Here is a 24,495-nt window from a genome sequence, read left to right on the forward strand (position 1 = left end):
AAAAAACATATAACTTTCCCTCTCAAGAAATACGAAAACGGCCAGAACAATCCCCTTTCAGCGGCCGTTTTCATTTTGTCTGCACAAAACAAACCTATGCTAAAATCAGGAAAAGGAGATTGCTATGATTTATCCGTCTTTTCTAAAACCAGGTGATACGATCGGCATCTGTGCTCCCAGCGCAGGTGTTGGTGACAAGCTTGAAAGCTATGATGCTTCCCTTGCCGTATTAAAGCAGCAGGGATACAGAATCAAAGAAACAGCATCGGTCAGGAATGCAGATCAGCGCAGTGCCGATGCAAAAACACGCGGACAGGAGTTCAGCCAACTGCTGAAAGATCCTGATGTAAACATGGTTCTTTCGGCTGCCGGCGGTGACTTTCTCAATGAAATGATTCCGTATGCAGACTTTTCTGTGCTGAAGAAACATCCCAAGTGGATCATGGGTGCCTCTGACCCGACTGGCCTTCTGTATCCTGCCACAACCATCTGTGATGTGGCATCGCTGTATGGCATGAATGCCGGCAGCTTTGATCTTGGTACAAAATGGGACTACATTGCCAATGCTCTGGAAGTCATGAAAGGAAAAAGGATGGAAGAGCACAGCTTTCCACGCCATATGGCCAAAGCCAAATTTCTGGTAGATAAACCTGCCTATGACAGCGATACGCAATGGCAGAGTGAACAGGATCACTTTGTGGCAAAAGGCCGCTGCATCGGCGGCTGTATTGATGGTCTCAAGGATCTGATCGGCACACCTTATGAAGATACAAAAGGCTTTGTGGAAAGATACAAAGAAGATGGCCAGATTTTCTACTTTGACAACTTTGCACTGTCGGCAGAAAATTTCTACCGCACATTGAAACAGTTCCGCTATGCCGGCTGGTTTGAACATACAAATGCTGTATTGATCGGCAGAGTGCTGTTTCCGTCTTCTGAAACCGGCATGACCTATGAAGAAGCAGCCAGAATGGCGCTGGAAGGCATTCCGTATGTTCTGGAAGCAGATATCGGCCATACGATCCCATGCATGATCATGATCAATGGCGCCATGCTTGAAGTGCAGTATGACCACGGCCATGCCACGCTGAAATTTGCATGTAAAGAATAAGTGCAGTGTGGTAGAATATCTCATGTATGGGGCCATAGCTCAGCTGGGAGAGCGCATGGTTCGCAATCATGAGGTCGCGAGTTCGATCCTCGTTGGCTCCACCAAAAATTTGTTACTCGAAATTTTATCCTTAAAAAAATTTGAGTAACTTCGCATAAATGTGGAATTATCCGCAAAAAGGCCGCATCCGTGAGAGTTCTGGATGCGGCCTTTTGCAATGTCTTGTGTTTGTTCTGTATTTTCCGACGCCTCCTGTTTTGCCGGAGCGAGGATTGAATCAAACGGAGGTCTATATTTCCCCCTCAATACCGAGGGGGATATCCTCGTTGCTGATAACGTAGATTTTGTCGAATATCGCATGATTCATCAGACGCTTGATTTTATCACTGGCGGAGCGGTATGCCTTACCACATTCATCGAGCATTTCGAGCGCGTAGGACAGATTTTCAGATATTTCAGCAAAGGTCAGACCGTGCTGTTTAATCTCATGTTCGACTACAGTCAACTCTTTTGCGATTTTCTGCTGTTCGGATTTCATGAAATCCAGAGGAATTGCATCCATGTAATGTGCCTCCATTAGCTTAGCACGCTTATGCTCCAGTTCATTCTTCCTGCCCTGCAAGCCCTCGATTTCTTTATCATATTTCTGCTTTTCAGAAGCTATCACGCCCTGCAGGTGTTCTTCCTCTGAGCTTTTACTTCAGCAGGGATTTGGATTCTATCATAGAGCTTTTCAATCTCACGCTCTACAGCTGGGATTAGGATGTATTTCATCTTACAGTCACGGCGGCATTTGCTGTGCCGACCGGCGCACACGAAATACGGATACACCGTACCGTCTTTCTTTTTCTCGTTGCTGATAATTAGGCGTTCGCCACAATAGGCGCAGTAGACGGCACTTTTGAGATAGTGCGGATGCTTATTCGTGCGCTCGCCATTGACGCGAGAACTCATGATGAGCTGGACTTTATCCCATGTCTCCTCATCGATGATAGGTTCGTGTGAACCGGGATATTCGACGCCTTTGTATTTTACGCCCCCTTGTAATACGGGTTGGAAAGCATTTTGTGGAGCGTCTGGAATGGGATAGGCTTCGACGGAATCTTCGGCGTAGCGCGCATTGTACGGCCACACGCGCCGAGATAATCCGCCAGGCCATTAACTGTCCACTGCTCCGATGCGTAGGCCTCAAAAGCCATTTTTACCAGCGGTGCGCGCTCCGGATCGAGGATGACTGTTCGTTCTTCACGGCCTTTATCATCAACGTAGCGAACATTTTTGTATCCGAGCGGCGCACGGCCAATTGTGCCACCGCCCTTAATTTTATCGCTCATACCTTTCTTAACTTCCGTGGCAAGATTCTGCGAGTAAAATTCTGCGATAGAACTCATAATGCCGTGAAATAACATACCGGCAGGTGTTTCATCGATACTCTCTGATGCTGATACGAGCTGAGCGCCGCATTCGCGCAATGTCCGCATAATATCGCTATCATCGTCACGATTACAGGCGAGGCGGTCAACTTTATGGACTATCACATAATCCACGCGGTCAGCATTTTCTTTGACATATTCCAGCATCGCCTGAAGCTGTGGGCGGTCAGCGGATTTTGCCGATGCACCACGATCAACAAATTCCTTGCCAACCATTGCACCTAAACATGCTGCCTTTTTCTTATTGGCCTCACGCTGGGCAGGAATCGAGAAACCCTCATCATGCCCACCACCGCGCTCGGCCTGTCCGCGGGTAGATACGCGGAGATAGGATACGGCAAACTTTGGCGTCATAGATTCCATCAATGCCTTCGCCGTATTTGCCATGGTTGCGGTACTCATAGAGCGTACCTCCTTTCTTTGGTAGTCATCGCATGATAGCTCTCTTTCGAGGAGAAAGCCTGTCATTCTGCGAAGAATTTACAATTTATTATCTTATTTGTTTTGCCGCCTAAAACAGTAGGACAACCGTAAGCCACTCACACTTGACAGACATACGGATTTGTTGTCCTATTCGCACCATAACACAGTTTTTGACAAGAAAAAACAGCTCCGGATTACAACTTTCGGGGCGATGAGGCAGGCGATGTATTAGCGCCGACCTCTGTTAAAGTGATACATTTGAGAAATTAGTGGTATCGATAACTTGGTGTTGTGATATTTACAACGATATGCGATTTTTTGTTTTACTTCTTTCGAATCTTCTCAATGTGTTCTTTTTTGACGGATTCATCCGGGCGAGAAAGTGGCTGTAGTTTTGCAAGGATTGCCTTGAAATGCTGAGCCATGAGTTCAGAGTCAGGCGTCCTGGCGAGGACATCTTTTAGATGACAATTATACCCGAGCAGATAATCTTCTGGACCGTAGTTTTTAACCTTCCACGTGCCGCGAGTGATTGTTGTAACCATTGGAATCGCAGGAATATCTCCATATTGCTCAAGATATTTTTTGAGATGTTTTACATGCGTGCGGTTTTGCATGAAGGGGTTATAAAAGAAGCTTTTCTTTTTCCCGAGGTACTGAATCCATTTTTTACGGCTGGCGTCACCATAGATATTTCCAGCATAGTTCTTACATTCAAAAACCAACAGACCTTTCTTTGATACGACCAAAAGATCGATCTCAGATGTCTTACCATCAACGGTTGGAACATACACGTTGCGCAGAATTTGGCTCTCCGGCACATGAATTTGATCGACCAAGGTTCGATATATAATGCGTTCGCCGGAGCTGCCTTGGTCTTTCCATTCTTCCGGATGTCGGATCTTATCTATCCCATGATTAAAGAACAGCCAGATGAACCCAGCCAACACAAACATGCCAATGGCTACCAAAAGAAACGGTAAGCATAACTGAAGAATTGCTTTGTACATATCCATATTTTAGGTTCTTATTGTTTTTTCGGCAATAATCTTGCCTATCAGCCGAGGTCCGGTCGATGGGGTGTTCACGTGAGCCAACATAGGCGGGTTTACCGCGTTGTTCCGGTGTTCTTTTCTTTTTTGGAAAACGAGGATTACTACTTTTCGCGTAATCTTTTATGTGATAAACCACTGAGCGAGCGGCGTGGTTTCAATAAAACCGAGCTAATCTCTTCCGGAGAATAATTCTTGTTTAACATCCACCATCGAACGAATTCCATAAAATCGCACACCATATGATTAAGCACATGACGTAGAGCAGGACGGTCAGCAAGTCCTTGAAACCTTGCCAAAAATCTGTTCAGTCAAAGAGAAATAACAAAAAGCCTCCGAGCCGATGTGGTTCAGAGGCGTTCGTTTTATGAATGGTAACTTACTTAATATTTGACTGCTGATTCTGATATAGCTCGTTATGCAACAGCTCGGCAGAATTGCCAACGAACGCTTTTGCGGCTTCCGCATCATCTTGCAGCTGCCACATAAACCATGCGGTCATATACCCATCGGCAAAACTGAGCATATCCCCGTGTTCAGCATCGATTCTGCGTGCCATGATTTTCGGAATCGAATCAGGTATCGAATCATAAATCTGTTTCAGCTCTGCGCCAGAAACAACAAGATTCTCATCACTGTCACCCGTGCTGGATACAAGCAGCGTTGGAACAGAGATCAAGCTCGGATCATAGTCCCATTGAAGATTTTTGCGAGCTGCATATTTGCTGGACTTGCCGCAAATATCATTTTGACCATATTTCCGTGTTTGTTGTCAGTAGCGGCATTGATGACGCCAACACCGCCTGAGCCTACGCCACTTTGTGCAAACATTGAGGGTTTGGCTGTAGACAGGTTATGCACGGCGCATCAATCAATGATCACAGATAAAAAGAGCCGCACATGCGGCTTCGTTCATAAATTGCTTACTTGGTAAACACGTACTTCTGCAGACGTCCAAAGGCTTCCTGAACGCGGGACAGCGGCAGTGCCAGATTCATACGGATGCCATATTCTCCATGGAATGGTCTGCCATCCTGCCATTCTACGCCAACATCCCATCCTCTGTGCAGAACTTCACCGACATCAATGCCATGGGCTTTGCAGTACTCTGTGCAGTCCAGGAAAAGCATGTAGGTGCCTTCCGGTCTGGCAACAGAAACGCCCGGGAAGTTTTTCTCAATGAAGTCAACGGCGTAGCTGACATTGCCAGTGAGTACCTGACGCAGCTCATCCAGCCATTCCTGTCCTTCTGGCTTATACGCACCAATCAAAGCATGCATGGATAGTACATTCATACTGTTGTAATGGCACAGTGATGCCTCTTTGGCTTCACGCTCACGCAGCCAGTCATTGTAAATGATGTGATAGGAGCCGATCAGGCCGGCAAGATTGAATGTCTTGCTCGGCGCATAGAACGCTGCCACATGCTGGCGGGCCCATTCATTGACAGACTGCGTCGGTGTATGATGATAGCCTTCCAGGATCAGATCGGACCAGATCTCATCTGAGATAACCCACACATCATGATCAGCATATACCTGCATGGCCTTTTCAATCTCTTCTTTTGTCCAGACACGGCCGCACGGATTGTGAGGAGAGCAGAAGACAGCCGCATGAATATGATTTTCTTCAATCTTTTTTGCCATGTCTTCATAGTCCATCCGCCAGATGCCATCCTTGTCACGATACAAAGGACTGTGAACAATATGGTAGCCGGCATTGGTCAAACAACCAGTAAAGCCAATATAAGTCGGTGAGTGCAGCAGCACATTGTCGCCTCTTGAACAAATGACATTCAGCACTGAAATCACACCGCCGAGCACACCGTTTTCATAGCCAATGTGCTTCTTCTCGAGGTCTTGAACACCATTGCGCTCTTTCTGCCAGTTGATGATGCTGTTAAAGTATTCATCCGTAGGCATGAAATAGCCATATGCCGGGTGCTGGATACGTTTTTCAAGCTCGGCAGTAATGGATGGTGCTGTCGGGAAGTTCATATCTGCAACCCACATCGGAATGGCATCAAAGCCGTCTTTCGGCGCAGCTGGTGCACCTTTGCCATCTTTGGAAAGACCATCTACCGCAATGGCATCCTTGCCATGGCGGTCCATAATTGAAGTGAAATCGTATTTCATCGCATTCTCCTCCATATAATGCCTAGTATAGAAACCAAAATCTGGATGTAAAACAAAAAAAGGCAGAACTTCATCAATTTTTCAGAAAAAATTCTGTCTTTGCAAAGCTTTTCAGAAAAGCAGAGAAACTGCCTCCGGCACATGCAGACGGCTGGTTTCTTTTCCAAGCGTGCCATCTTCCTGAATCGGGAAGCTGACAAGCTCATTGGAATAGCGGTTGGCAGAGATCAGATATCCGTCACACAGATTGATATCGCGCGGATGTTTGCCACCGCAGGAAACAACCTGCTTCAATACCGGCACATGATCCTTCAGCGCAATCACAGAAATCACATCTTTCGTGCGGGTGGAAACATACAGATACTTCTCATCATCCGACATCCGGATGGCTGCAGTATCGCGCACATGCATTTCACCATTTGCCAACACTGGAATCCGGTAGAGCACTTTCCAGCTGTCACAGGAAATCACAAACAGCTCATTGGAGAGTTCTGAGACAAGATAGAGATATTTTCCATCTTTGGTGAAAACACCATGTCTTGGCCCGGTGCCCTGATCAAAACGGATCGAGCCCTTTGGATCCAGAGTCATCTTGTCATACATCATGACACGGTCCAGAAACAGACATGGCACCAGAATCGTATCATCATGCACCAGTACCTGATGACAGCCGGCGCCATCCCGGATCAATACGGTATCCACCAGCTTCAGGCGGTTATTGATGATCTGCAGCACCGAAAAAGTACCGGCATGATAGTTGGCCGTGTACAGACGGTCCCCATCACACGTAATAAAGCACGATGTCCTGTCTTCATAGCTGATGGCATCCAGCAGGTTCCCTGCTTCATCAAACAGAGCCACACCGGAACCATTGGGGAAATCTCCCACACTGGCAATGCCATCCGCCCATCTTGTTACATATTTTGGATTTTCAATCTTCGCAAACAACTCTGCATCCCGCAGAATTCCATCTTCCAGCACAAAGGAATAGATTCCCTGTGCACCGGCACTTGTATACGTGCCCGCATAGCCTTTTCTTTTCATGCCTCTATTATAGCGCTTACACAAGCTCTCTGAGCATTTTCGGCAGATCCTGCACTGTCACAATACCCAGCGGCTGCTGATCCCGTTCTGCATTTTCTGTAATGATGATCGCCATCGCCGCAGCACCAAGACGCAGTGCTTTCTCAAAAGATGCCATAGCATCCATCACCTTTGCCCCGCGGTTTAAAAACACCACGCGCTCCTTGCGGCTGCTGGAAAGAACATCCTTCACCTGCAGCGAAGCATCACGTCCATCCATCGCCCAGGCACAGATATCCTCCATCTGCAACAAACCGCGATAGATCCCATTTTCATAGACCGGCACCTTGGAAGAGCCAAGCTTTTTCATCAGCGTATAGGCAGATGGGATCGTATCCTGCAGGGAAACCGTTTTGACCGGTTTGCTGGCATATTGCAGCAATGTATCATCGCCTGTTAACAGTTTTGCAAGCCGTTCAATATCCTGCACAGCCTGATCCGTCGGCTGGGCAATGATCTCATTGCGGCTGTCACGCAGGTGCACAATGGCATTGCGCAGCTCGTTGAACTCCCGCAGCTCCTCCTGATGATGCGAAACAACCCAACTGTGCTTTGCACACATCGACAGCAGCTGTGAAAACGGAATATATCTGGTCTCTCTGGCCATTGTACTCAGCTCATGTTCAATAGACGCATAGGCATCCAGAAAGCGTCTGGCATTGTCATTCTGGCTCATGAATACCCTCTCTTTCCTTGAGCAGATCATCTGCCTTCATGTGATCAATGATCATCTTCATCAGTGTTTCCATTTCACCGCCCTCACGATAATCCGCATGAGCCATAAAATTCACACGGCCGTCCCGGATCAGCTTCTCGGCAACTGTTTTACTCTTGTCATAGACTGCAATGGACTTTCCCCCATACAGCTTCACCAGCCGCATACACGGCACATCGGTAAACCCATCCGCCACATAGACCATTCTTTCAAACGGCACCGGCCTCACACGGGGATCCAGATAGTCATTCAGATCCGCATCATTGCTTTCATCCAGCACCTGCTTGTTAATACGGAAGATATACTGCGTCTTGGTCGTGTAATTCACAATCCGGGCCGGCCACTTGGCATCGCCATGTTCATCATAGTAATAGCGGCAGGCATAGATGCGGGTAAACTGATCCGCAATCGGCAATGCTTCAATAATCTCACTCATGCCGGAACTGATGATGTAGTGCTCGATCGTAAAACCAGCCGCTCTGCCATATGCATTGATGCGGGAAAACCATGTCTCAACACCTGGAAACAGCACCACATCCTTGCCAAGGGACAGAAAGTTCTCCTTCCGCAATGGCATGCCCTCTTCCTCATACTTTCGTTTCAGAAGATACAGGTAAGCAGAAATCGCATCCATGCGGTTGGTGATGGCAAGGCGCGTCACCTCAGCCCAGAAATCCCGGGGATGATCATAGCCAAGCCGCGGAATGAGGGAATACTCCTCCATATCCCGCGGTGACAGTGTTTTATCAAAATCGTATAAAATTGCGGCTTTTTTCATATTCTCTTCCTTTCCCTTCATCATACAAAAGGAAGCAGAGAAAGAAAAGCCAGAAAAAAGAAGACCACATGACGCGGTCTTCTGAGATGATCCATCTTACAGAGCTAGCAGCTTGATGATCGCAGTGGCATAAATCTCTGCCTGTTTCAGCAGTTCATCAATGCGCACCCATTCATTTGTATTGTGAATGCGGTAATCCTCATGAGGGAATGCACAGCCAAACGCAATGGTATTGTCAATGCCCTTGGCATATGTACCGCCGCCAATGACCAGCGGCTGGCTCTCCGTATCGCCAGTGACTTCACGATAGGCATCCAGCAATGTTGTGACAAGTGGCGAATCTACCGGGAAGAACAGCGGCTCAACTGTATGCTTGATCTCAATCAGGCCATTTTCATCTTCCAGATGCTCACTCCACTGCTTGACAACCTGCTTGGCATTGAAGGTAACCGGGAAGCGGATATCAATCGTTCCCTCAATCACGCCATCCTTCATGCCAATAACACCATTGTTCAGTGTCAATGCACCATATTCATCCTTGCAGGCAACACCGGCAGAAGTACCATCGGTCTCCAGTCCGAAGTGGTCACAATAGAATTCCACAAACGGATCCTGGCAGCCGGCTGCGTGCAGACCGCACATCAGATAGGAAATGGCATTGCGGCCAAGTTCCGGCGTGCTGGCATGAGCAGCCACACCCGTCACACTGATGCGGACATTTTCGCCCTCTTCGTTCATCTCATAGGCAATCGAGTTATTGTTGAAATAATCTTCCAGTGCCTTCTTGGAGAACGTGCACTTCTTCAGAAGAATCATGCAATTCTTGCACACAATGTTGGAAACTGTACCGCCCTTGATGTCCAGAATCTCTGTCTTCTTGGAACGGTAAACGGCGCCAACCATACCCTTTTCACCATAGACAAGCGGAAATTCACCATCTGGTGTAAAGCCATAGTCAACACTGCCTTCCTTCTTGACATAGTAGGCAAGACCCTTGGAGCCGGACTCTTCATTGGTTCCCATGATCAGACGCACACGTTTGTTCATCGGGATGCCAAGGTCACGCACAGCCTTCATGGCAATCATACTTGCCACCACAGCACCCTTATCATCGGAAACGCCGCGGCCATACAGAATGCCATCCTTCTCCGTCATCTCAAACGGCTCGGTGTCCCAGCCATCGCTCTTTGCGGCCGGTACAACATCCAGATGACCGACAATGCCGATCAGCTTCTCGCCTTCACCCATTTCAGCATATCCAATGTAATTATCCAGATTGACTGTTTTGAAGCCATCCTCTTGCAGAAAGGACAGAGCGGTTTCCAATGCTTTCTTCGGTCCCGGTCCAAACGGTGCGCCATCCTCCGGTGTACCCATGGCAGAATTCACTGCCACAAGACTTCCCAGACGGCTGACCAGTTCATCGCGGTAACCCTCTATGACTGACTTTACGTCCATAACTTTTCCTCCAGAAAATACCCGTATATTATACGCACGAAGCTGTTAAAACTCAATTTGCAGACCGATCGGACAGTGGTCAGAACCAGTCACCGTATCATAGATCAAAGAATCTTTGACATTTCCTGCAATCCGATTGGATACCAGGAAGTAATCGATCCGCCAGCCGGCATTCCTTTCCCTTGCCTTGAACCGATAGCTCCACCAGGAATACTTCACTGCATCCGGATACAGATGCCGGAACGTATCGGTAAAGCCGGCAGCCAGCAGTTCCGTCATCTTCGCACGCTCTTCATCAGAGAAACCGGCATTATGATGATTGGATGCCGGATTTTTGATATCGATCTCTTCATGGGCAACATTGAGATCACCGGTATAAATCACTGGTTTTGTCTGATCCAGCTTCAAAAGATGTGCTTTCAGATATCCTTCCCATTCCATACGGTAATCCAGCCGGGCAAGCTGTTCCTTGGAATTGGGCACATAGGCACATACAAACCAGAAATCCGGATATTCCAGTGTAATCACACGCCCTTCTTTGGTTGTATCGCCGTCAATATCATAAATGACCTGCAGCGGCTCTTTCTTTGCATAAACCATTGTGCCGGAATACCCTTTTCTTTCTGCACTGTTCATATAGCGGAAATAGCCGTCAAAGGACATCGAATCATCAAGCTGATCCGGCTGCATCTTGGTCTCCTGAATCGCAAACAGATCTGCATCCGCCTGTGCAAAGAAGTCAGAAAACCCCTTCTTCATGCATGAGCGCAGGCCATTCACATTCCAGGAAACAAGTTTCACAGCTCTCTTGTCTGTTTCCATAGCCATTGTTTTTCCTCCTCATTTAAATATGGAGAAAGCGTATCATACACATGCTGGTGATAGACATTGATTTGCTCAATCTCTTTCTTTTCCAGCAGGCTGACATCAATCGCATCCCGATCATACGGACACAGTGTCAGGTCCTCAAAGTACAGCCACTGGCCATAGAAGTTATGCGTGCCTTTGCGCACCAGCAGTTCATTCTCGATACGGATGCCAACCTTATACGGCAGATACACGCCAGGCTCATCCGTCACAACCATGCCGTCTTCCAGCACTGAGGAAGGACGGGCAGCACTTGGCACACCCCAGCGCACAGCCTGGGGACCTTCATGGACGCCAAGCACATGGCCAACCCCATGGCCGGTGCCGCACTGATAGTCAATATCCTCATCCCATAACGGTCCTCTGGCCAGAATATCCAGATTGTTGCCGCAGGTGCCATACAGGAAACGGGCACGTGCCAATGCCAGATGTCCCTTTAATACAAGCGTATACAGCTTCTTCTCTTCCGCAGTCAATTTGCCAAGTGAGATCGTACGGGTAATATCGGTCGAACCATCACGGTATGTACCGCCGCTGTCCACCAGCAGAAAGCCCTGCGGCTTACACATGGCATACTGCTTTTCAGTTGCCACATAGTGCATCATGGCACCATTGGCCTGATATGCGGAAATCGTCGGAAAACTTGGTTCCAGATAGTCCGGCTGTGCAGCCCGCAGCGCATACAGATGATTCTGGGCAGACAGTTCACTCATCGTACCAGATGCCGCATGATCCTTGATCCACTTGACAAACTTCACCATGGCAATGCCGTCTTTCAGATGGGCATGGCGGATATTTGCAATTTCCGTTTCATTCTTCATGGCACGGAACAGCTCCACTGGAGAATGGGCATTGAGAATACGGTTATGGCCGGCACGCAAAGCATCATATAATTCCGCATTCAGACCGGAAAGATCTGCCCAGACAACCTGATTGGACAAGGAAGAAAGATCTGCCTGCAGACTGCCATATGGCTTTACAGACACATGCCAGCTAGCAAGATAGGCAGCCACTTCTGATGAGACAGCCTTTTCGGCCACATAGTAAGATGCCTGATCCTTTTCAATCAAGGCAAAGGCATATGGCACCGGCGTACACGGAATATCATCCCCGCGCACATTCAATACCCAGCACGGATCTTCCAATGCCGTCAGCACCAGCACATCCGCACCTTTTTCAGCCATTGCCTTTCTGACTCTGGCCAGACGCTCACCGGCACTTTCACCGGTATACTTTTCGTCCATCAAAAACAATGGCTTTTCAGGCATGGCCGGACGGTCCTTCCAGATCATGCCAACCAGATCCTCACGCATATGCAGGGACGCATGGCGCATAGAAAGGGCACGGCTCAGAGTAAGGGCAGCCTGCGCAGATACCACATGGCCGTCAAAGCCAAGAATACCGTTATCCGGTGTGTTCTGAATCAGAAAATCCAATGGATTGGGCACACCCTCCTGGCGCAGCCGCATCAGTGTCACACCGGTGCCAGCCAGCTCCATCTCTGCCTGGGTAAAGTAGCGTCCATCCGTCCAGAGGCCGGCAAAGTCTCTGGTGACAATGGCACAGCCGGCATCACCGGTAAAACCGGTCAGCCATGACTTGCACTTGAAATGATCAGCCGTATACTCCTGAGACAGATGGTCATCCTCATTGGGAACATAATACACATCAATGTTTCTGGCCTGCATCAATGCCCGCAGAGCCGCAATTCTCTCCTGTATTTCCATTTTCATTTAACCTCGTAACGTACTCCATTATATGCAAAACAAAGCAGAAGGAACAACAACACACCCATTGTCACGCCATTCAAAACAGCATATGATAAGGAACGCAAAGGAGAACATTGTGCCATCCCGTACTGAAACATTCGCTGTTCATGCACTGTCCGTTGCGGCAAGTGCAGATACGATACAAAACCATCTTTCATCCATGCCGGGCATCCAGCAGGTCACCGTCAACACTGCGATCCGCACCATGGATGTCACTTTTGATGATGCTAAAATCACCAAAGAAAATATCCTCAAAGCCATCCAGGCATGCGGCTATGATGCATGCCTGCGCCATGAAGCACTTCCCTGCATGCCAGAAGCAGGAAACAGCAGAAATCTGAAAACAAGACTTTCTTTCAGCATCTCTCTGCTGACACCACTGGCTCTCATCCTGCCATGCAGCACTCTTTTTTTCATTGGCTTACTGGCAGCCATTCTCTGCCTGCAGAAAGAACAGGCCATCACATGCCTGCATCATCTGAAACACAAGCAGTGGGATGATCAGGCCGTCACTGCATGTCTCTTCATTGCATTTCTGCCAGTGATCTGTCTGCTTTTCATCACAAAGAGCCAGATTCATGCCACAGCAGCTGCCTGGACTGCTGTCACAGGCATCCGCCTTTCTCTTCTGGCATCTGCAGAAAGAAAAGAAAACCAGGAAAAGCAGAGATTTGTCCCGGCAGAAGTCAGGGAAAAAGCACACTTGCTGAAAGGCAGCCAGGAAATGACCATCAGCCCGGATGAATTGCAGCCAGGTGATCTTCTCGTCCTGCGGAAAGGAGATACCATCCCGGCAGATGGCAAAATCAGGGAAGGCGCGGTCCGGATTGAAAACAGTCAGGGTGAAAAGCATGTCAGGGATGATCTGTTTGCCGGTGAAAAAGTCTGCCATGGTTACTGCACATGCCGTGTTGAAAAGGCTGGCAGTAAGACTGCCATCGCAAACCTCTGGCACAAGGCATTGCAGAATACGGACACTGTTCCTGACGGTATCCTTGCAAAAAAGAAAAAGGATATCAAGATCAGCGCCGGCATCATGGCAGCAGTCTTTGTCATTGTCCTTTTGATTACCAGACAGCTGAGCGCTGCACTTGTCAGTGCCCTTGCCATTCCAGCATCCATCTATCCCTGCGCAATGGCAGCATTCACAGCAAAGACCCAAAGATCCTTCAGTCTGGACCTTGCCAGACAGAATCTCTTTTTACAGACGCGCCGCAGTCTGGAAGATCAGAAGATTGAGACCATCTTTCTCGAGCAGGATGATATTGTCACAAGCCGCGAACTGACAGTCTGTGACTTTTTACCTGGCAAAGACATTGATATCCATATCATGGAGATGAATGCCGGTGATGCCATTACCCATCACAAAGATCACTTTGCCAAAGCATTGCAGCGCTATCTGCGCAGTCAGAAGCTGACCAGTGAAAGTGCCGGTGCCTTCTGTGCCATCAGGAATGACAGCTGCGGGAAAACGATGAAGCTGGAAACACCTGCAGATGTCAAAAAAGCAGGACTCGACACAGCATCCTGGGATGAAACGATCAAGGCAATGGAAACAGAAGGCAAAGAGATACGCCTATTGCATGATGGTTCCCATATCATCGGTCTGGTTTCTGCCCGCAAGGAAATTCTGCCGCATGCAAAAGATGCCATAGTATCATTGAAACAGCAGGACATGCATGTTGTACTGCTCGTCCATGGCACCAAAAGTCCTGCCGGATATCTGCAGAAAGAAACCGGTGTGGATGAGGTGAAATGGAATGCGTCCTGGAATCAGAAGGAAGAACTTCTGAAAAAGGAAACAGGAAATGGAAAGGCATGTGCTTTTGTCTGCAGCGCAGACATGGCCAGCCACAGTGCCTCTTTACAAATCCGCATGCACAGCATGCAGGATGATGCAAGCGACATCATCACCCCAGGCAATGAGACTGCCTCTTTGCCTGTCATCTTCAAATACCAGAGACAGATGTCTGATACCCTGCTTGCAAAGCAGAATCGCATACAGCTTTATCATACGGCTGTCATGATGATCTGCCTTGTGTCTGCCATCTTTGTGCACAGCCTGTTTGTGCCATATCTTCTCAGCATTGCCAGTGTCATTTTTCAGCTTTTAAATTACAATGCAAGCAGATGAAAAGACCCGCATCACACAATGCAGGTCTTTTTAATCTGGAATGATGTAGAAGACGGATTTCTGTATCCGCAGAAGAATCTTCTTCTGTTTTTTCCAACTGTGCAGCTGCTCTTGATCTCAGCCTTGATCTGCCTGCTGTCACACTGATTGTTTGCTAATCTCAGTCACTCATGACACTTGCGTGCCACTCTAACAAATGCATCAATTGTCAGACGAACCTGTCCATCGGTCTGTCCTCATGCAGACTTTCACTTTCTTTCATCCGGCTTTTCCGGTCCATGATACCCGTATTCCGAAACCTTTCTGCACTGTTTCGAAATACTCGGACTAATATTCGAGGAGCACCTTCTTCATAAGCATTACCTCCGTTTCAATTGGGAATCCTGCTTGATTTCTCTTGGTACTTTTATAATAGCTTCTGCCCCCTTCTTTACCAGTCTTGTTTTGCATTTTTTATTCGTCTATTATATATATGTTGGCAGTACGCAAGAGATGGAGGCATGAATGATACAGGATATCGCTCCGCATGTCATGCATAATGAATACAAGCCCAGAGACCCCCGGGCAGATGACTATGTCTTTTCCTTTGATGGCAATAATGTCCATCTCAACCATGACAATCTTTTTTTCCAGGTAAAAGACCTGCCGGATCAGCGGCATCTGGACTATCTGTTCCGGATTGATGATACGGCCTTTTTTCTGAGTGATCTCAAAGATCTTGCCGTATCTTCCATCAATACGTACAACCTGCGTACCTTGGAACCAAAGTGGCTGTCCTTTGCGGCCATCACTGGCTGGCAGATTGATGCCTGGATGCAGATCAATAAAAGATGTGGAAGATGCGGCCACCTGATGGTCAAGGATACCAGGGAGCGGGCAATGCGCTGTCCCAGCTGCGGCAATCTTGTCTATCCCCGCATCATGCCCGCTGTCATTGTCGCTGTGATCAATGACAACGGCGAACTGCTGGTGACCAAATATGCGCATGGACGCTATCAGAAATATGCCCTTGTGGCAGGATACAATGAGATCGGTGAAAGCATTGAACAGACCGCGATCCGTGAAGTCAAGGAAGAGACCGGTCTCGATGTTGGCTCTTTGACGTATTACAAATCACAGCCATGGGGCTTTACTTCCACATTGCTGTTTGGCTTTTATGCCCATGTGATCGGCAGTGATGCCATCACCATGGACTCAAATGAGCTGCGGGTGGCCCGCTGGGTCAAGCCAACCGATGAAATTGATACCGGCGGCAATGCCTCCCTCACCAGTGAAATGATTCATAACTTTATCGAAGATAGCGCAAGAAGACCCCTTACTTCAGGCAGGGGATGAATTGCGCCTCTTTTTATGATATTTGCCGTACTTCCCGGATTTCACGTACTTTCGTTTGTGCTCTTCTGTAGGCTGAGACTGCACATACGCTTTCAGCTTTTCGATGGTAACGCCGCCTGTGGTTGAAATATAGTAGCTGTCGCTCCATAAAGAGTCTCCATGCAGAAGACGGCTGATCTCAGGGAGATGATCCCTCCTCAGAATGCGGGAGGTGACTCCCTTCAGAGAATTAATGATTTCAACCACCGAATAGCAGGGTGACAGATCTGCAAGGATATGCACATGGTCTTCGTCTGTCTCGATCTCCTGTACGTGTCCCTTCTTGTCTTCGATCAGACGAATGCATTCTGACTTGAGCTGGTCTGCCACATCGCCAGTCAGCACTTTCCGGCGGTACTTGGTCACCAGTACAATATGGTAAGACAGGCTGTATACGGCATGGGCGCTGTGATATTCGTTCATGGATTGTCTCCTTTCAAATATAACCAATATTGAATATTACAGTCTAAGTATACGGAAAAAGTGCATAATATGCGGTATAATAAGACTGTAAAATATAAATTTAAACCAAATAGAAAGGGGCGCTGTTATGGCAGTCAGAACACTGTTTTCCAGACACATCAGTAAAGGCAGTCTCGATCCGGAAGAGCTGAATGCGCTGCTGTGCGATATCGCTCTTTTCAATCAGATCAAGCACACTGCGACCGCTATGCAGGAAATACAGAATACTTCTGCCCGCGAAGCGACGGGTGTCCCTGACCGCCGGAAGAAAGAAAACCGCACAAAGGAGCACCCTGTTTCTGCGCATGTGCAGCTGAAGCAGAAATACCATGCGGACGATCATTTTGTGAACAGCGCCATCACTGAGGCAAAAGGTGCTCTTCAGTCCGCAAAGGAACTGAAGAAACAGAATATTTCGGAATGGCAGGAACAACTGAAAGATAATAAAAACAAGATTAGGAGCACAAAGCAGCAGCTCACGCGAATGCAAAACCTGCGGAAGAAACTGAAAAGCTGGTCAAAGAAGAAAGATCCTGCATATGAGCTGTCCGGTGTTAAAGAGCGCTATGATAAGGAGACCGAGTGCTTTGAAGTCATGAACCTGCGCACCTATAAAGCAATGCAGAGCTATGAGAATGCGTACCTCTTCGAGGTACAGTACATCATTCCACGCATCCATGAGCTGAAGAACAGACTGGCCCACCTGGAACAGAGGAAGGAACTTCTGAAAGACCGTATTGCCAGAGAAAATGAGCCCGCGTCTGTCTGCTATGGGGGCAAAAAGCTCTTCCGCCAGCAGAACAATGGCAAATATCCGAACCATGCGACATGGAAACGGGCTTGGCAGAAGAAGCGTTCTCATGCATTGATGATTACAGGCAGAAAGGACGCTTCCCAGGGAAACTTCCGCTTCTCCTATAGCACAGAAACCAGAGGGCTGATATACCGCTCACAGCAGATGAAAAACGGGGAACCCGTTCTCGTGCATCTGAAAAACGTGGTGTTCCCCTATAAACAGGAATTCGTGAACCAGGCTGTCGGACTGCCGGCACATGAAAGGCACGCTGTCTCGTGGCGCATCATTGAGACGAGCGGATCCTTCCTGATCCAATGCATCGTCACCGTTCCCGAGAAGAGAATGGTCGAATTCATAGGCGATGGCTGTATTGGCATGGATGCCAACTATGACAATCTGTCGATCAGCGAGACCGACGGAAGCGGCAACATTCTGCGTCACAAAGTCATCCGATTCGATCTGGAAGGTGCTTCTTCCGGTCATGCAGAACAGATCATCTCGTCTGCATTGGATGAGGCATACTGCTGGTGTCGTAAATCTGCAAAACCGCTTGTGATGGAGTGCCTGAAGCTGAAGCATACTGCAAACCGTTATGGCAGTAAAAAGAAAAACTTTGTCACTTCACGGTTTGCGTATTCGACCGTCACTGCACTTGCGGAATCCAAAAGCTATAAGTACGGCATCGCCCTGAAGAAGGTGCATCCTGCATATACATCCCAGGTAGGAAAGCTCATCTTCATGAAGCGGTATGGCATGTCTGTCCATGAAGGCGCTTCTGCCGCCATTGCAAGACGCGGCATGGGCATCCAGGAAAAAGTGCCTCTTCTCATCAAAGTCATTGATCCCAGCATCAATTGGAATCAGCCACGCAGACAGCAATGGTCTGCTGCATATAAGATCACAAAACAGCTCCGTGCATCAGAAATGTATGCACTTGCGATATAGACAGCATCACCGCAGCAGGATAACCGCTTCGGCAGCCGTGGAACCAGAGGAAGAAACGGAACCGGGCGGATGAAATATCCTGCTGCGGATAAAGCTCTGAAGGTATCAGAAACGCGTGCTTCTGAGAAGCTGCGCTCCGCAGAAGCCTCAGCTTCAAAATACCCTGGAGCCAGGAAGCCCCATAGTGAATCGGGGGAGTTCCGCTGCCGTAAGGCAGTCAGAGGCCCTATCCTTCAGGGTAGGGAGAATTCACCAATGGAAAGGTCGGATGAACATGGATTTCAATCAGATTTTCTATCAGATCTACCCGCTTGGACTCTGCGATTGTCCTCATGAAAATGATGGTGTTGTTTCTCACAGAGTTTTGCATGTGCTGGACTTTGTGCCGCATCTGCAGAAACTTGGCGTAACAGCTGTATGGTTTGCACCGGTCTTTGATTCTGACCGGCATGGCTATGATACCCGTGACTACCATAAGATTGATGTGCGCCTTGGCACCAATGAAGATTTCAGGCAAGTCTGTGATGCTCTGCATCAAGCAGGCATCAAAGTCGTGCTGGATGGTGTATTCAACCATGTCGGCAGAGGTTTCTGGGCATTCCGTGATGTCCAGGAGAAAAAGTGGGACAGCCCCTATTCCGACTGGTTCTATATCAACTACAACGATACGTGGGCAAAGGACGGCTTTACGTATCAGAACTGGGAAGGCCATGATGAACTCGTCAAGCTCAACCTGCAGAACCCGGAAGTATGTAAATACCTGCTGGACAGTATCGATCTGTGGGAACAGGAGTTCCACATTGACGGTCTGCGGCTGGACGTCGCCTACATGGTAGATCGAAACTTCCTGCGGCAGCTTCATGACCATGTGCAGAACTACGGCAAAGATTTCCTGCTGTTAGGAGAAATGATCGGCGGCGACTACAATGTCCTGCTCAATGACTGCCACCTCGATTCGGTGACCAACTATGAATGCCGCAAGGGCATTTATTCCTCTTTGAACAGCCACAATCTGTTTGAGATTGCCTATTCCTATAACCGCCAGTTCGGTAATGATCCCTGGACGCTGTACCGCGGCAGGCATCTTCTGTCCTTTGTGGATAACCACGATGTTGACCGTATCGCCTCCGTTCTGCAGGATCCACGTGATCTGCCCCTGGCTTATGCCCTTGTCTATGCAATGCCTGGCATGCCATGCATCTACTATGGCTCGGAGTGGGGTGCACAGGGAAAGAAGACGAATGACAGTGACGATCCCCTGCGGCCATATTTTGACAAGCCAGAGTGGAATGCACTGACAGATACCATCGCTGCCATGTCAAAGATGCGGCTGTCACACCGTGTCTTTGCGGATGGCGACTACCAGCAGATCATGGTTAAAAATGAACAGCTGATCTTTGCAAGACACAGTGAAGAAGGACAGCTCACCTTTGCCATCAATATTTCTGATGCACCCATTCACCTGGATGCAGACTTCAAAGTGCAGGAAGGTACGGAACTTCTGACAAACAAAAAGATCAACTTCCAGAATGGGGTTGATCTTGATGGCAAAGCTGCATATTTCTGGTTTACGCCAAATCACTGAGAACGCTGATCAGCGTTCTTTTTCTTTTAGCAAAGCTTCCATATCCTCACGCAATGGCGCTTCGGCATGAATCTTCTGATGGGTAAAGGGCTGTTCCAGCTGGATACTGGCACAGTGCAGAGCAGGAAAAGACAGCAGGTCCAATCCCCCATACAGACGGTCTCCCACCAAAGGATGACCGCTCCAGGCAAAGCCAGCACGGATCTGATGTGTTCTGCCCGTTAAAAGATGTACTTTCACCAGGCTGAAATCATCTGTTTCGCGGATCACTTCATAACATGTCTGACAAAGCTGGCCATCGGCACTGACCACACGGTCCTTGCGGCCTTCCACTTTCTTCAGACGATATTCCAGCATGCCGCTCTTCTGATCCATATGTCCCTGGATGATCGCCAGATATTCCTTGTACAGAATATCCTGTTCCCGCTGCTTTGAAAGACGGGCAGCAGCAGGCTGGCTGCGGGCATACACCATGACCCCGGAAACATCTTTATCCAGTCTGCCGATGGCCCGGATCGTAAATCTGCCATGGTACCAGCTTTGCAACAGCGTACCCATATCATCATCCAGATGTTCATGGGAAGGATGAGCCGGCATGCCAGCAGGCTTGTTTACAATGACAAGATCTTCATCTTCATACAGAATATCCGGTTTACCCAGAATTCTCTGTGCATGGGCCGTATCCTTTTCCGCAAAGATCAGATGCACAATATCACCTGTTTTGACCGGCTGGGTTACACGGCAGGAAACATCATTGAGAAAGAGTCCATTGGTGAATTTGAGACGGGAGATTTCTCTTCTGGAAAGATGAAGAGACTTAGATAAAACGGTCTTGACTGCAAGACCGTTTTCTTTGTCTGTAATGGTATATGTCAGTTGTTTTGCCATATCAGTCACTGGTGATCTGCGAACGCAGATAGCTGTCAATGAAACCATCCAGATCGCCATCCATGACACTCTGGATATTGCCGGTTTCATAGCCGGTACGCAGATCCTTGACCATTGTATATGGTGCAAAGACATAGGAGCGGATCTGAGAGCCCCACTCATTGGCCTTTACCTCACCCCGCACAGCCGCTGCTCTTTCTGCATTCTCCTTGATGCGCAGCTGCAGCAGCTTGGATTTCAGCATATTCAGGCAGGCCTCACGGTTCTGCAGCTGAGATCTCTGTGTCTGGCAGAAAACTGTGATGCCAGTAGGCTTATGCGTCATACGCACAGCAGAGTCAGTCTTGTTGATGTGCTGGCCGCCGGCACCGGAAGAACGCATGGTAATGACTTCCAGATCATTGGGATCAATCTCAATTTCAAGATCATCCTCAAATCCCGGCATGATATCCACACTGGCAAAACTTGTATGCCGTCTGGCATTGGCATCAAACGGGGAAATACGGACCAGTCTGTGGACACCGGCTTCGCCCTTGAGATAGCCATAGGCCATATGGCCCTCGATCTTGAGAGTCACGGACTTGACACCCGCTTCTTCACCCTCTTCATAGTCAAGAAGTGTCAGCTTGTAGCCCTTCTTTTCTGCATAGCGGGTATACATGCGGTACAGCATGCCGGCCCAGTCCATCGCCTCTGTGCCGCCGGCACCAGGATGAATTTCCAGAATGACATTATGGTCATCATAGGGACCGGAAAGAAGCACCTGAATCTCAAAATCAGAAAACTTCTTCATGACATCCTGATACTCTTCCTGAATGAGGTCGTTCATATCCGGGTCAAAGGAAGAGGAAAGCTCATCCACTCCTTCTGCCAGATCCGCAAGTTCATTGGAGATCGCCGTATGCGTATCTACCAATGATTTCATATTGTTTGTTTCACGAATCAGCTTCTGTGCCTTCTTCTGGTCATTCCAGAAATCAGGTGCCTCCATCAGCTGATTATTCTCTTTGATTTTCTCCTGCTTAGACGCGAGGTCAAAGAGAGGAGCCGAGCTGCTCCATTTTTGCTCGGCTTTGGGCAATGCCCTGCTTCATCTCAAATAATTCCATCAGGCTTTTTTCTCCTCTTCTTTCTTCGGACGATTGTCAATGACTCTTACATTCATGCAGAAAGCCACAATTTCCTGGGCAATTGTCTGCATCATATCCTGGAACAAGGTATAACCTTCTTCGATATATGCCTGCAGCGGATTGGCAGACGCATACCCTCGCAGGCCGATACCTGTACGCAGCTTCTCCATCGTATCAATATGATTGGACCATGCACGGTCAATCGTACGCAGCGATACTTCCTTCTCCACCGGCTTGATCTGTTCCTTCACTGGTGCAATCTTGTCTTCATAATACGTCCAGGCCTTATCTACCACAAAGCCGGTCATCTCTTCCTGGTCCATCTCACCAAGATCTTCTTCCCTGACCATGTTCTTGAAGCCAATGTTATTCAAAGCCTCAACCACTGCCTTCTTATCCACAGCACCCTTGTTGTCAGAATCCTGATGAGCACCGATGATATCGGAAATGACACGCTTGAACATATCCTGAATGACCTCATGCACATCTTCATTCTCCAGAATGAAGTTGCGCTGCTGGTACATCACTTCACGCTGCTGCCGCATCACATCATCGTACTGCAACAATTGCTTACGTGCGTCAAAGTTCACACCCTCAACTCTGCGCTGGGCACTGGAGATTGCCTTGGATACGGCCTTGGACTCCACCGCCTGATCACCCAGAGAAGCAAACAGACCTTCCATACGCTCAGATCCGAATCTGACCATCAGATCATCCTGCACGGATACATAGAAGCGGGACATACCCGGATCACCCTGACGGCCGGCACGGCCGCGCAGCTGGTTATCAATACGTCTGGATTCATGGCGCTCAGAACCAAGCACACACAGACCGCCCAGTTCACGCACACCCTCGCCAAGCTTGATATCGGTACCACGTCCAGCCATGTTAGTTGCAATGGTCACAGCACCCTTCTGACCTGCCTTGGCAATGATCTGTGCTTCACGCGCATGGTTCTTCGCATTCAGCACTTCATGCGGGATATGACGTTCCTTCAGATACTTGGAAATCAGTTCCGAAGTTTCAACGGCAATGGTGCCAACCAGCACCGGCTGTCCCTTGGCATGACGCTCGGCCACTTCATCCACCAGCGCAGAGAACTTGGCCTTCTTGGTGCCAAAGACCGCATCCGGATAATCCACACGGATGACCGGCTTATTGGTCGGAATCTCAAACACATACATGTTGTAGATTTCCAGGAACTCTTCTTCTTCGGTCTTGGCAGTACCGGTCATACCAGACAGGCGGTTGTACAGACGGAAGAAGTTCTGATAGGTAATTGTTGCCAGTGTGGCTGTTTCCTGCTTGATGGAGATGCCTTCCTTGGCTTCTACTGCCTGATGCAGACCATCAGACCACTGTCTGCCCTTCATCAGACGGCCGGTATTGGGATCGACGATGACGATCTCATCATCCTGCTCATCCACGACATAGTCCACATCGCGGGCCATGACATAGTTGGCTTTCAAAGCCGTATTGATATGATGCAGCAATGCCGTGTGCTGCAGATTATACAGATTCTCAACACGGAAAACCTTCTCAGCCTTGGCAATACCCTGCTCTGTCAGCTGGACCGTACGGGTCTTGAGATCCACTTCATAGTCCTCATCCGCCTTCAGTCTCTTGACAAAGCGGTCTGCCTGCAGATACAGGTTTGCCGTCTGTTTCTGACCGCCGGAAATGATCAATGGTGTGCGGGATTCATCAATCAGGATGGAGTCGACCTCATCGATCAGGGCATAGTTCAATCCCCGCATGACACGGTCTTCCACACGTGTGACCATGTTGTCACGCAGATAGTCAAAGCCAAGCTCACTGTTGGTCGTATAGGTAATGTCGCAGGCATAGGCAGCCTTCTTCTGTGCCCTTGTCAACTGGCGCAGGTTCAGACCAACTGTCAGGCCGAGCCACTTGTGAATCTGTCCCATCCACTGGGCATCACGCTGAGAGAGGTATTCGTTGACTGTGACGACATGCACGCCCTTGCCGCTTAATGCATTCAGGTAAACAGCCATGACAGAAGTCAGGGTCTTACCTTCACCAGTCTTCATTTCAGCGATATCACCGCCGCACATCACGGCAGCACCCATCAGCTGAACCTTGTATGGGAACTCACCGATCACACGCCGGCAGGCTTCGCGCGCCGTCGCAAATGCCTCCGCAAAGATATCATCCTCACTGGCACCATCCGCCAGACGCTGCCTGAGCTTGGGCGTCTCTGCCTTGAGCTCCTCATCACTCATATTTCTGTATTTTTCTTCCAGATCCAGCACCGGCTGAATCTTCTTCTCAATCTGTCTCAGCTTTCTGGCATCCTCATTAAAGAGCTTGGAAATAAAATTTGCCATGGAAACCTC

General features: G+C 48.6%; 21 protein-coding genes and 1 tRNA gene. 6 read left to right on the top strand and 16 right to left on the bottom strand.

The features are described from left to right. Positions 1-124 precede the first annotated feature (124 nt). Both DHU66_RS06960 and DHU66_RS06965 read left to right on the top strand, forming a co-directional pair. Positions 125-1,111 (top strand): LD-carboxypeptidase, encoded by a 987-nt coding sequence (locus DHU66_RS06960; RefSeq protein WP_108775141.1) that lies wholly within the window; start codon positions 125-127, stop codon positions 1,109-1,111. 28 nt (positions 1,112-1,139) lie between these two features. Continuing rightward, a tRNA-Ala gene (locus DHU66_RS06965) sits at positions 1,140-1,215 on the top strand. A gap of 185 nt (positions 1,216-1,400) precedes the next feature. On the opposite strand, the gene DHU66_RS06970 is transcribed toward DHU66_RS06965, so the two are convergent. The 12 genes from DHU66_RS06970 to DHU66_RS07025 all read right to left on the bottom strand — a co-directional run bounded on the left by DHU66_RS06970 (position 1,401) and on the right by DHU66_RS07025 (position 12,788). Beyond that, positions 1,401-1,778: a hypothetical protein gene (locus DHU66_RS06970; RefSeq protein WP_108775142.1), complete on the bottom strand. Its 378-nt coding sequence runs from the start codon at positions 1,776-1,778 to the stop codon at positions 1,401-1,403. Beyond that, positions 1,775-2,245: a recombinase zinc ribbon domain-containing protein gene (locus tag DHU66_RS12660; protein WP_135358326.1), complete on the bottom strand. Its 471-nt coding sequence runs from the start codon at positions 2,243-2,245 to the stop codon at positions 1,775-1,777. Before DHU66_RS12660 ends, DHU66_RS06970 begins: the two co-directional genes overlap by 4 nt. Further along, the gene (locus DHU66_RS06980; RefSeq protein ID WP_167836303.1) at positions 2,143-2,946 is read right to left on the bottom strand and encodes a recombinase family protein; all 804 of its coding nucleotides are present in this window, start codon (positions 2,944-2,946) and stop codon (positions 2,143-2,145) included. The genes DHU66_RS12660 and DHU66_RS06980 overlap by 103 nt, the downstream gene beginning before the upstream one ends. Positions 2,947-3,290: 344 nt before the next feature. Beyond that, positions 3,291-3,983 (bottom strand): nuclease-related domain-containing protein, encoded by a 693-nt coding sequence (locus tag DHU66_RS06985; protein ID WP_108775145.1) that lies wholly within the window; start codon positions 3,981-3,983, stop codon positions 3,291-3,293. 415 nt (positions 3,984-4,398) lie between these two features. Continuing rightward, entirely contained in the window at positions 4,399-4,698 is a 300-nt protein-coding gene (locus tag DHU66_RS06990; RefSeq protein ID WP_108775146.1) for a hypothetical protein, read from the bottom strand. 244 nt (positions 4,699-4,942) lie between these two features. Continuing rightward, positions 4,943-6,154, bottom strand: a complete 1,212-nt coding sequence (locus tag DHU66_RS06995) for a MalY/PatB family protein (protein WP_108775147.1) — start codon at positions 6,152-6,154, stop codon at positions 4,943-4,945. A gap of 111 nt (positions 6,155-6,265) precedes the next feature. After that, a complete protein-coding gene (locus DHU66_RS07000) occupies positions 6,266-7,198 on the bottom strand; it encodes a lactonase family protein (RefSeq protein ID WP_108775148.1) in 933 nt (310 codons plus the stop codon). A 16-nt stretch (positions 7,199-7,214) separates the two neighbouring features. Then, positions 7,215-7,913: a CBS domain-containing protein gene (locus tag DHU66_RS07005; protein ID WP_108775149.1), complete on the bottom strand. Its 699-nt coding sequence runs from the start codon at positions 7,911-7,913 to the stop codon at positions 7,215-7,217. After that, positions 7,900-8,754 carry a haloacid dehalogenase-like hydrolase gene (locus DHU66_RS07010; RefSeq protein ID WP_245309436.1) on the bottom strand — a complete coding sequence of 285 codons (855 nt, stop codon included), beginning with the start codon at positions 8,752-8,754 and terminating at the stop codon, positions 7,900-7,902. The genes DHU66_RS07005 and DHU66_RS07010 overlap by 14 nt, the downstream gene beginning before the upstream one ends. Before the next feature lie 72 nt (positions 8,755-8,826). Beyond that, positions 8,827-10,188, bottom strand: coding sequence for a Sapep family Mn(2+)-dependent dipeptidase (locus DHU66_RS07015; RefSeq protein ID WP_108775151.1), 1,362 nt, complete (start codon positions 10,186-10,188; stop codon positions 8,827-8,829). A 45-nt stretch (positions 10,189-10,233) separates the two neighbouring features. Then, a complete protein-coding gene (locus DHU66_RS07020) occupies positions 10,234-10,989 on the bottom strand; it encodes an exodeoxyribonuclease III (protein WP_209451782.1) in 756 nt (251 codons plus the stop codon). Further along, positions 10,986-12,788 (bottom strand): aminopeptidase P family protein, encoded by a 1,803-nt coding sequence (locus DHU66_RS07025; RefSeq protein WP_245309438.1) that lies wholly within the window; start codon positions 12,786-12,788, stop codon positions 10,986-10,988. Before DHU66_RS07025 ends, DHU66_RS07020 begins: the two co-directional genes overlap by 4 nt. Positions 12,789-12,900: 112 nt before the next feature. Here DHU66_RS07025 and DHU66_RS07030 point away from each other — a divergent pair, with 112 nt between their 5' ends. Both DHU66_RS07030 and DHU66_RS07035 read left to right on the top strand, forming a co-directional pair. Next, positions 12,901-14,958: a P-type ATPase actuator domain-containing protein gene (locus tag DHU66_RS07030; RefSeq protein ID WP_167836304.1), complete on the top strand. Its 2,058-nt coding sequence runs from the start codon at positions 12,901-12,903 to the stop codon at positions 14,956-14,958. Positions 14,959-15,462: 504 nt separating this feature from the next. Beyond that, positions 15,463-16,293, top strand: coding sequence for an NAD(+) diphosphatase (locus DHU66_RS07035; RefSeq protein ID WP_108775153.1), 831 nt, complete (start codon positions 15,463-15,465; stop codon positions 16,291-16,293). On the opposite strand, the gene tnpA is transcribed toward DHU66_RS07035, so the two are convergent. Further along, positions 16,279-16,755 carry an IS200/IS605 family transposase gene (gene tnpA / locus DHU66_RS07040; RefSeq protein ID WP_108775154.1) on the bottom strand — a complete coding sequence of 159 codons (477 nt, stop codon included), beginning with the start codon at positions 16,753-16,755 and terminating at the stop codon, positions 16,279-16,281. The two genes, DHU66_RS07035 and tnpA, sit on opposite strands and share 15 nt — an antisense overlap. A 127-nt stretch (positions 16,756-16,882) precedes the next feature. Between tnpA and DHU66_RS07045 the strand changes: the two genes are divergently transcribed. Further along, positions 16,883-18,535 carry a hypothetical protein gene (locus DHU66_RS07045; RefSeq protein WP_108775155.1) on the top strand — a complete coding sequence of 551 codons (1,653 nt, stop codon included), beginning with the start codon at positions 16,883-16,885 and terminating at the stop codon, positions 18,533-18,535. Positions 18,536-18,809: 274 nt separating this feature from the next. Continuing rightward, positions 18,810-20,120, top strand: coding sequence for an alpha-amylase family glycosyl hydrolase (locus DHU66_RS07050; RefSeq protein WP_108775314.1), 1,311 nt, complete (start codon positions 18,810-18,812; stop codon positions 20,118-20,120). A gap of 9 nt (positions 20,121-20,129) precedes the next feature. Here DHU66_RS07050 and DHU66_RS07055 read toward each other — a convergent pair whose 3' ends face one another. From DHU66_RS07055 to secA, 3 genes are all read right to left on the bottom strand, one after another. Then, positions 20,130-21,008, bottom strand: a complete 879-nt coding sequence (locus tag DHU66_RS07055) for an RluA family pseudouridine synthase (protein WP_167836305.1) — start codon at positions 21,006-21,008, stop codon at positions 20,130-20,132. A 1-nt stretch (position 21,009) separates the two neighbouring features. Then, positions 21,010-22,117 (bottom strand): peptide chain release factor 2 gene (gene prfB, locus DHU66_RS07060; protein ID WP_108775157.1). Its coding sequence is split into 2 segments (ribosomal slippage): positions 21,010-22,050 and positions 22,052-22,117, totalling 1,107 coding nucleotides; the frame shifts between segments, so codons are not numbered across the junction. Next, positions 22,117-24,486 carry a preprotein translocase subunit SecA gene (gene secA / locus DHU66_RS07065; protein ID WP_108775158.1) on the bottom strand — a complete coding sequence of 790 codons (2,370 nt, stop codon included), beginning with the start codon at positions 24,484-24,486 and terminating at the stop codon, positions 22,117-22,119. The genes prfB and secA overlap by 1 nt, the downstream gene beginning before the upstream one ends. Positions 24,487-24,495: the final 9 nt, after the last annotated feature.

It is taken from the genome of Lactimicrobium massiliense (genome assembly GCF_900343155.1).
GTDB lineage: Bacteria > Bacillota_I > Bacilli_A > Erysipelotrichales > Erysipelotrichaceae > Bulleidia > Bulleidia massiliensis.

Bases quoted from the DNA above. Each gene is read 5' to 3' on its own strand.
- DHU66_RS06960 (WP_108775141.1), top strand. From the start codon at position 125: ATGATTTATCCGTCTTTTCTAAAACCAGGTGATACGATCGGCATCTGT.
- DHU66_RS06980 (WP_167836303.1), bottom strand. From the start codon at position 2,946: ATGAGTACCGCAACCATGGCAAATACGGCGAAGGCATTGATGGAATCT.
- DHU66_RS06985 (WP_108775145.1), bottom strand. From the start codon at position 3,983: ATGGATATGTACAAAGCAATTCTTCAGTTATGCTTACCGTTTCTTTTG.
- DHU66_RS06995 (WP_108775147.1), bottom strand. From the start codon at position 6,154: ATGAAATACGATTTCACTTCAATTATGGACCGCCATGGCAAGGATGCC.
- DHU66_RS07000 (WP_108775148.1), bottom strand. From the start codon at position 7,198: ATGAAAAGAAAAGGCTATGCGGGCACGTATACAAGTGCCGGTGCACAG.
- DHU66_RS07005 (WP_108775149.1), bottom strand. From the start codon at position 7,913: ATGAGCCAGAATGACAATGCCAGACGCTTTCTGGATGCCTATGCGTCT.
- DHU66_RS07010 (WP_245309436.1), bottom strand. From the start codon at position 8,754: ATGATGAAGGGAAAGGAAGAGAATATGAAAAAAGCCGCAATTTTATAC.
- DHU66_RS07015 (WP_108775151.1), bottom strand. From the start codon at position 10,188: ATGGACGTAAAGTCAGTCATAGAGGGTTACCGCGATGAACTGGTCAGC.
- DHU66_RS07025 (WP_245309438.1), bottom strand. From the start codon at position 12,788: ATGAAAATGGAAATACAGGAGAGAATTGCGGCTCTGCGGGCATTGATG.
- DHU66_RS07035 (WP_108775153.1), top strand. From the start codon at position 15,463: ATGATACAGGATATCGCTCCGCATGTCATGCATAATGAATACAAGCCC.
- tnpA (WP_108775154.1), bottom strand. From the start codon at position 16,755: ATGAACGAATATCACAGCGCCCATGCCGTATACAGCCTGTCTTACCAT.
- DHU66_RS07045 (WP_108775155.1), top strand. From the start codon at position 16,883: ATGGCAGTCAGAACACTGTTTTCCAGACACATCAGTAAAGGCAGTCTC.
- DHU66_RS07050 (WP_108775314.1), top strand. From the start codon at position 18,810: ATGGATTTCAATCAGATTTTCTATCAGATCTACCCGCTTGGACTCTGC.
- DHU66_RS07055 (WP_167836305.1), bottom strand. From the start codon at position 21,008: ATGGCAAAACAACTGACATATACCATTACAGACAAAGAAAACGGTCTT.
- secA (WP_108775158.1), bottom strand. From the start codon at position 24,486: ATGGCAAATTTTATTTCCAAGCTCTTTAATGAGGATGCCAGAAAGCTG.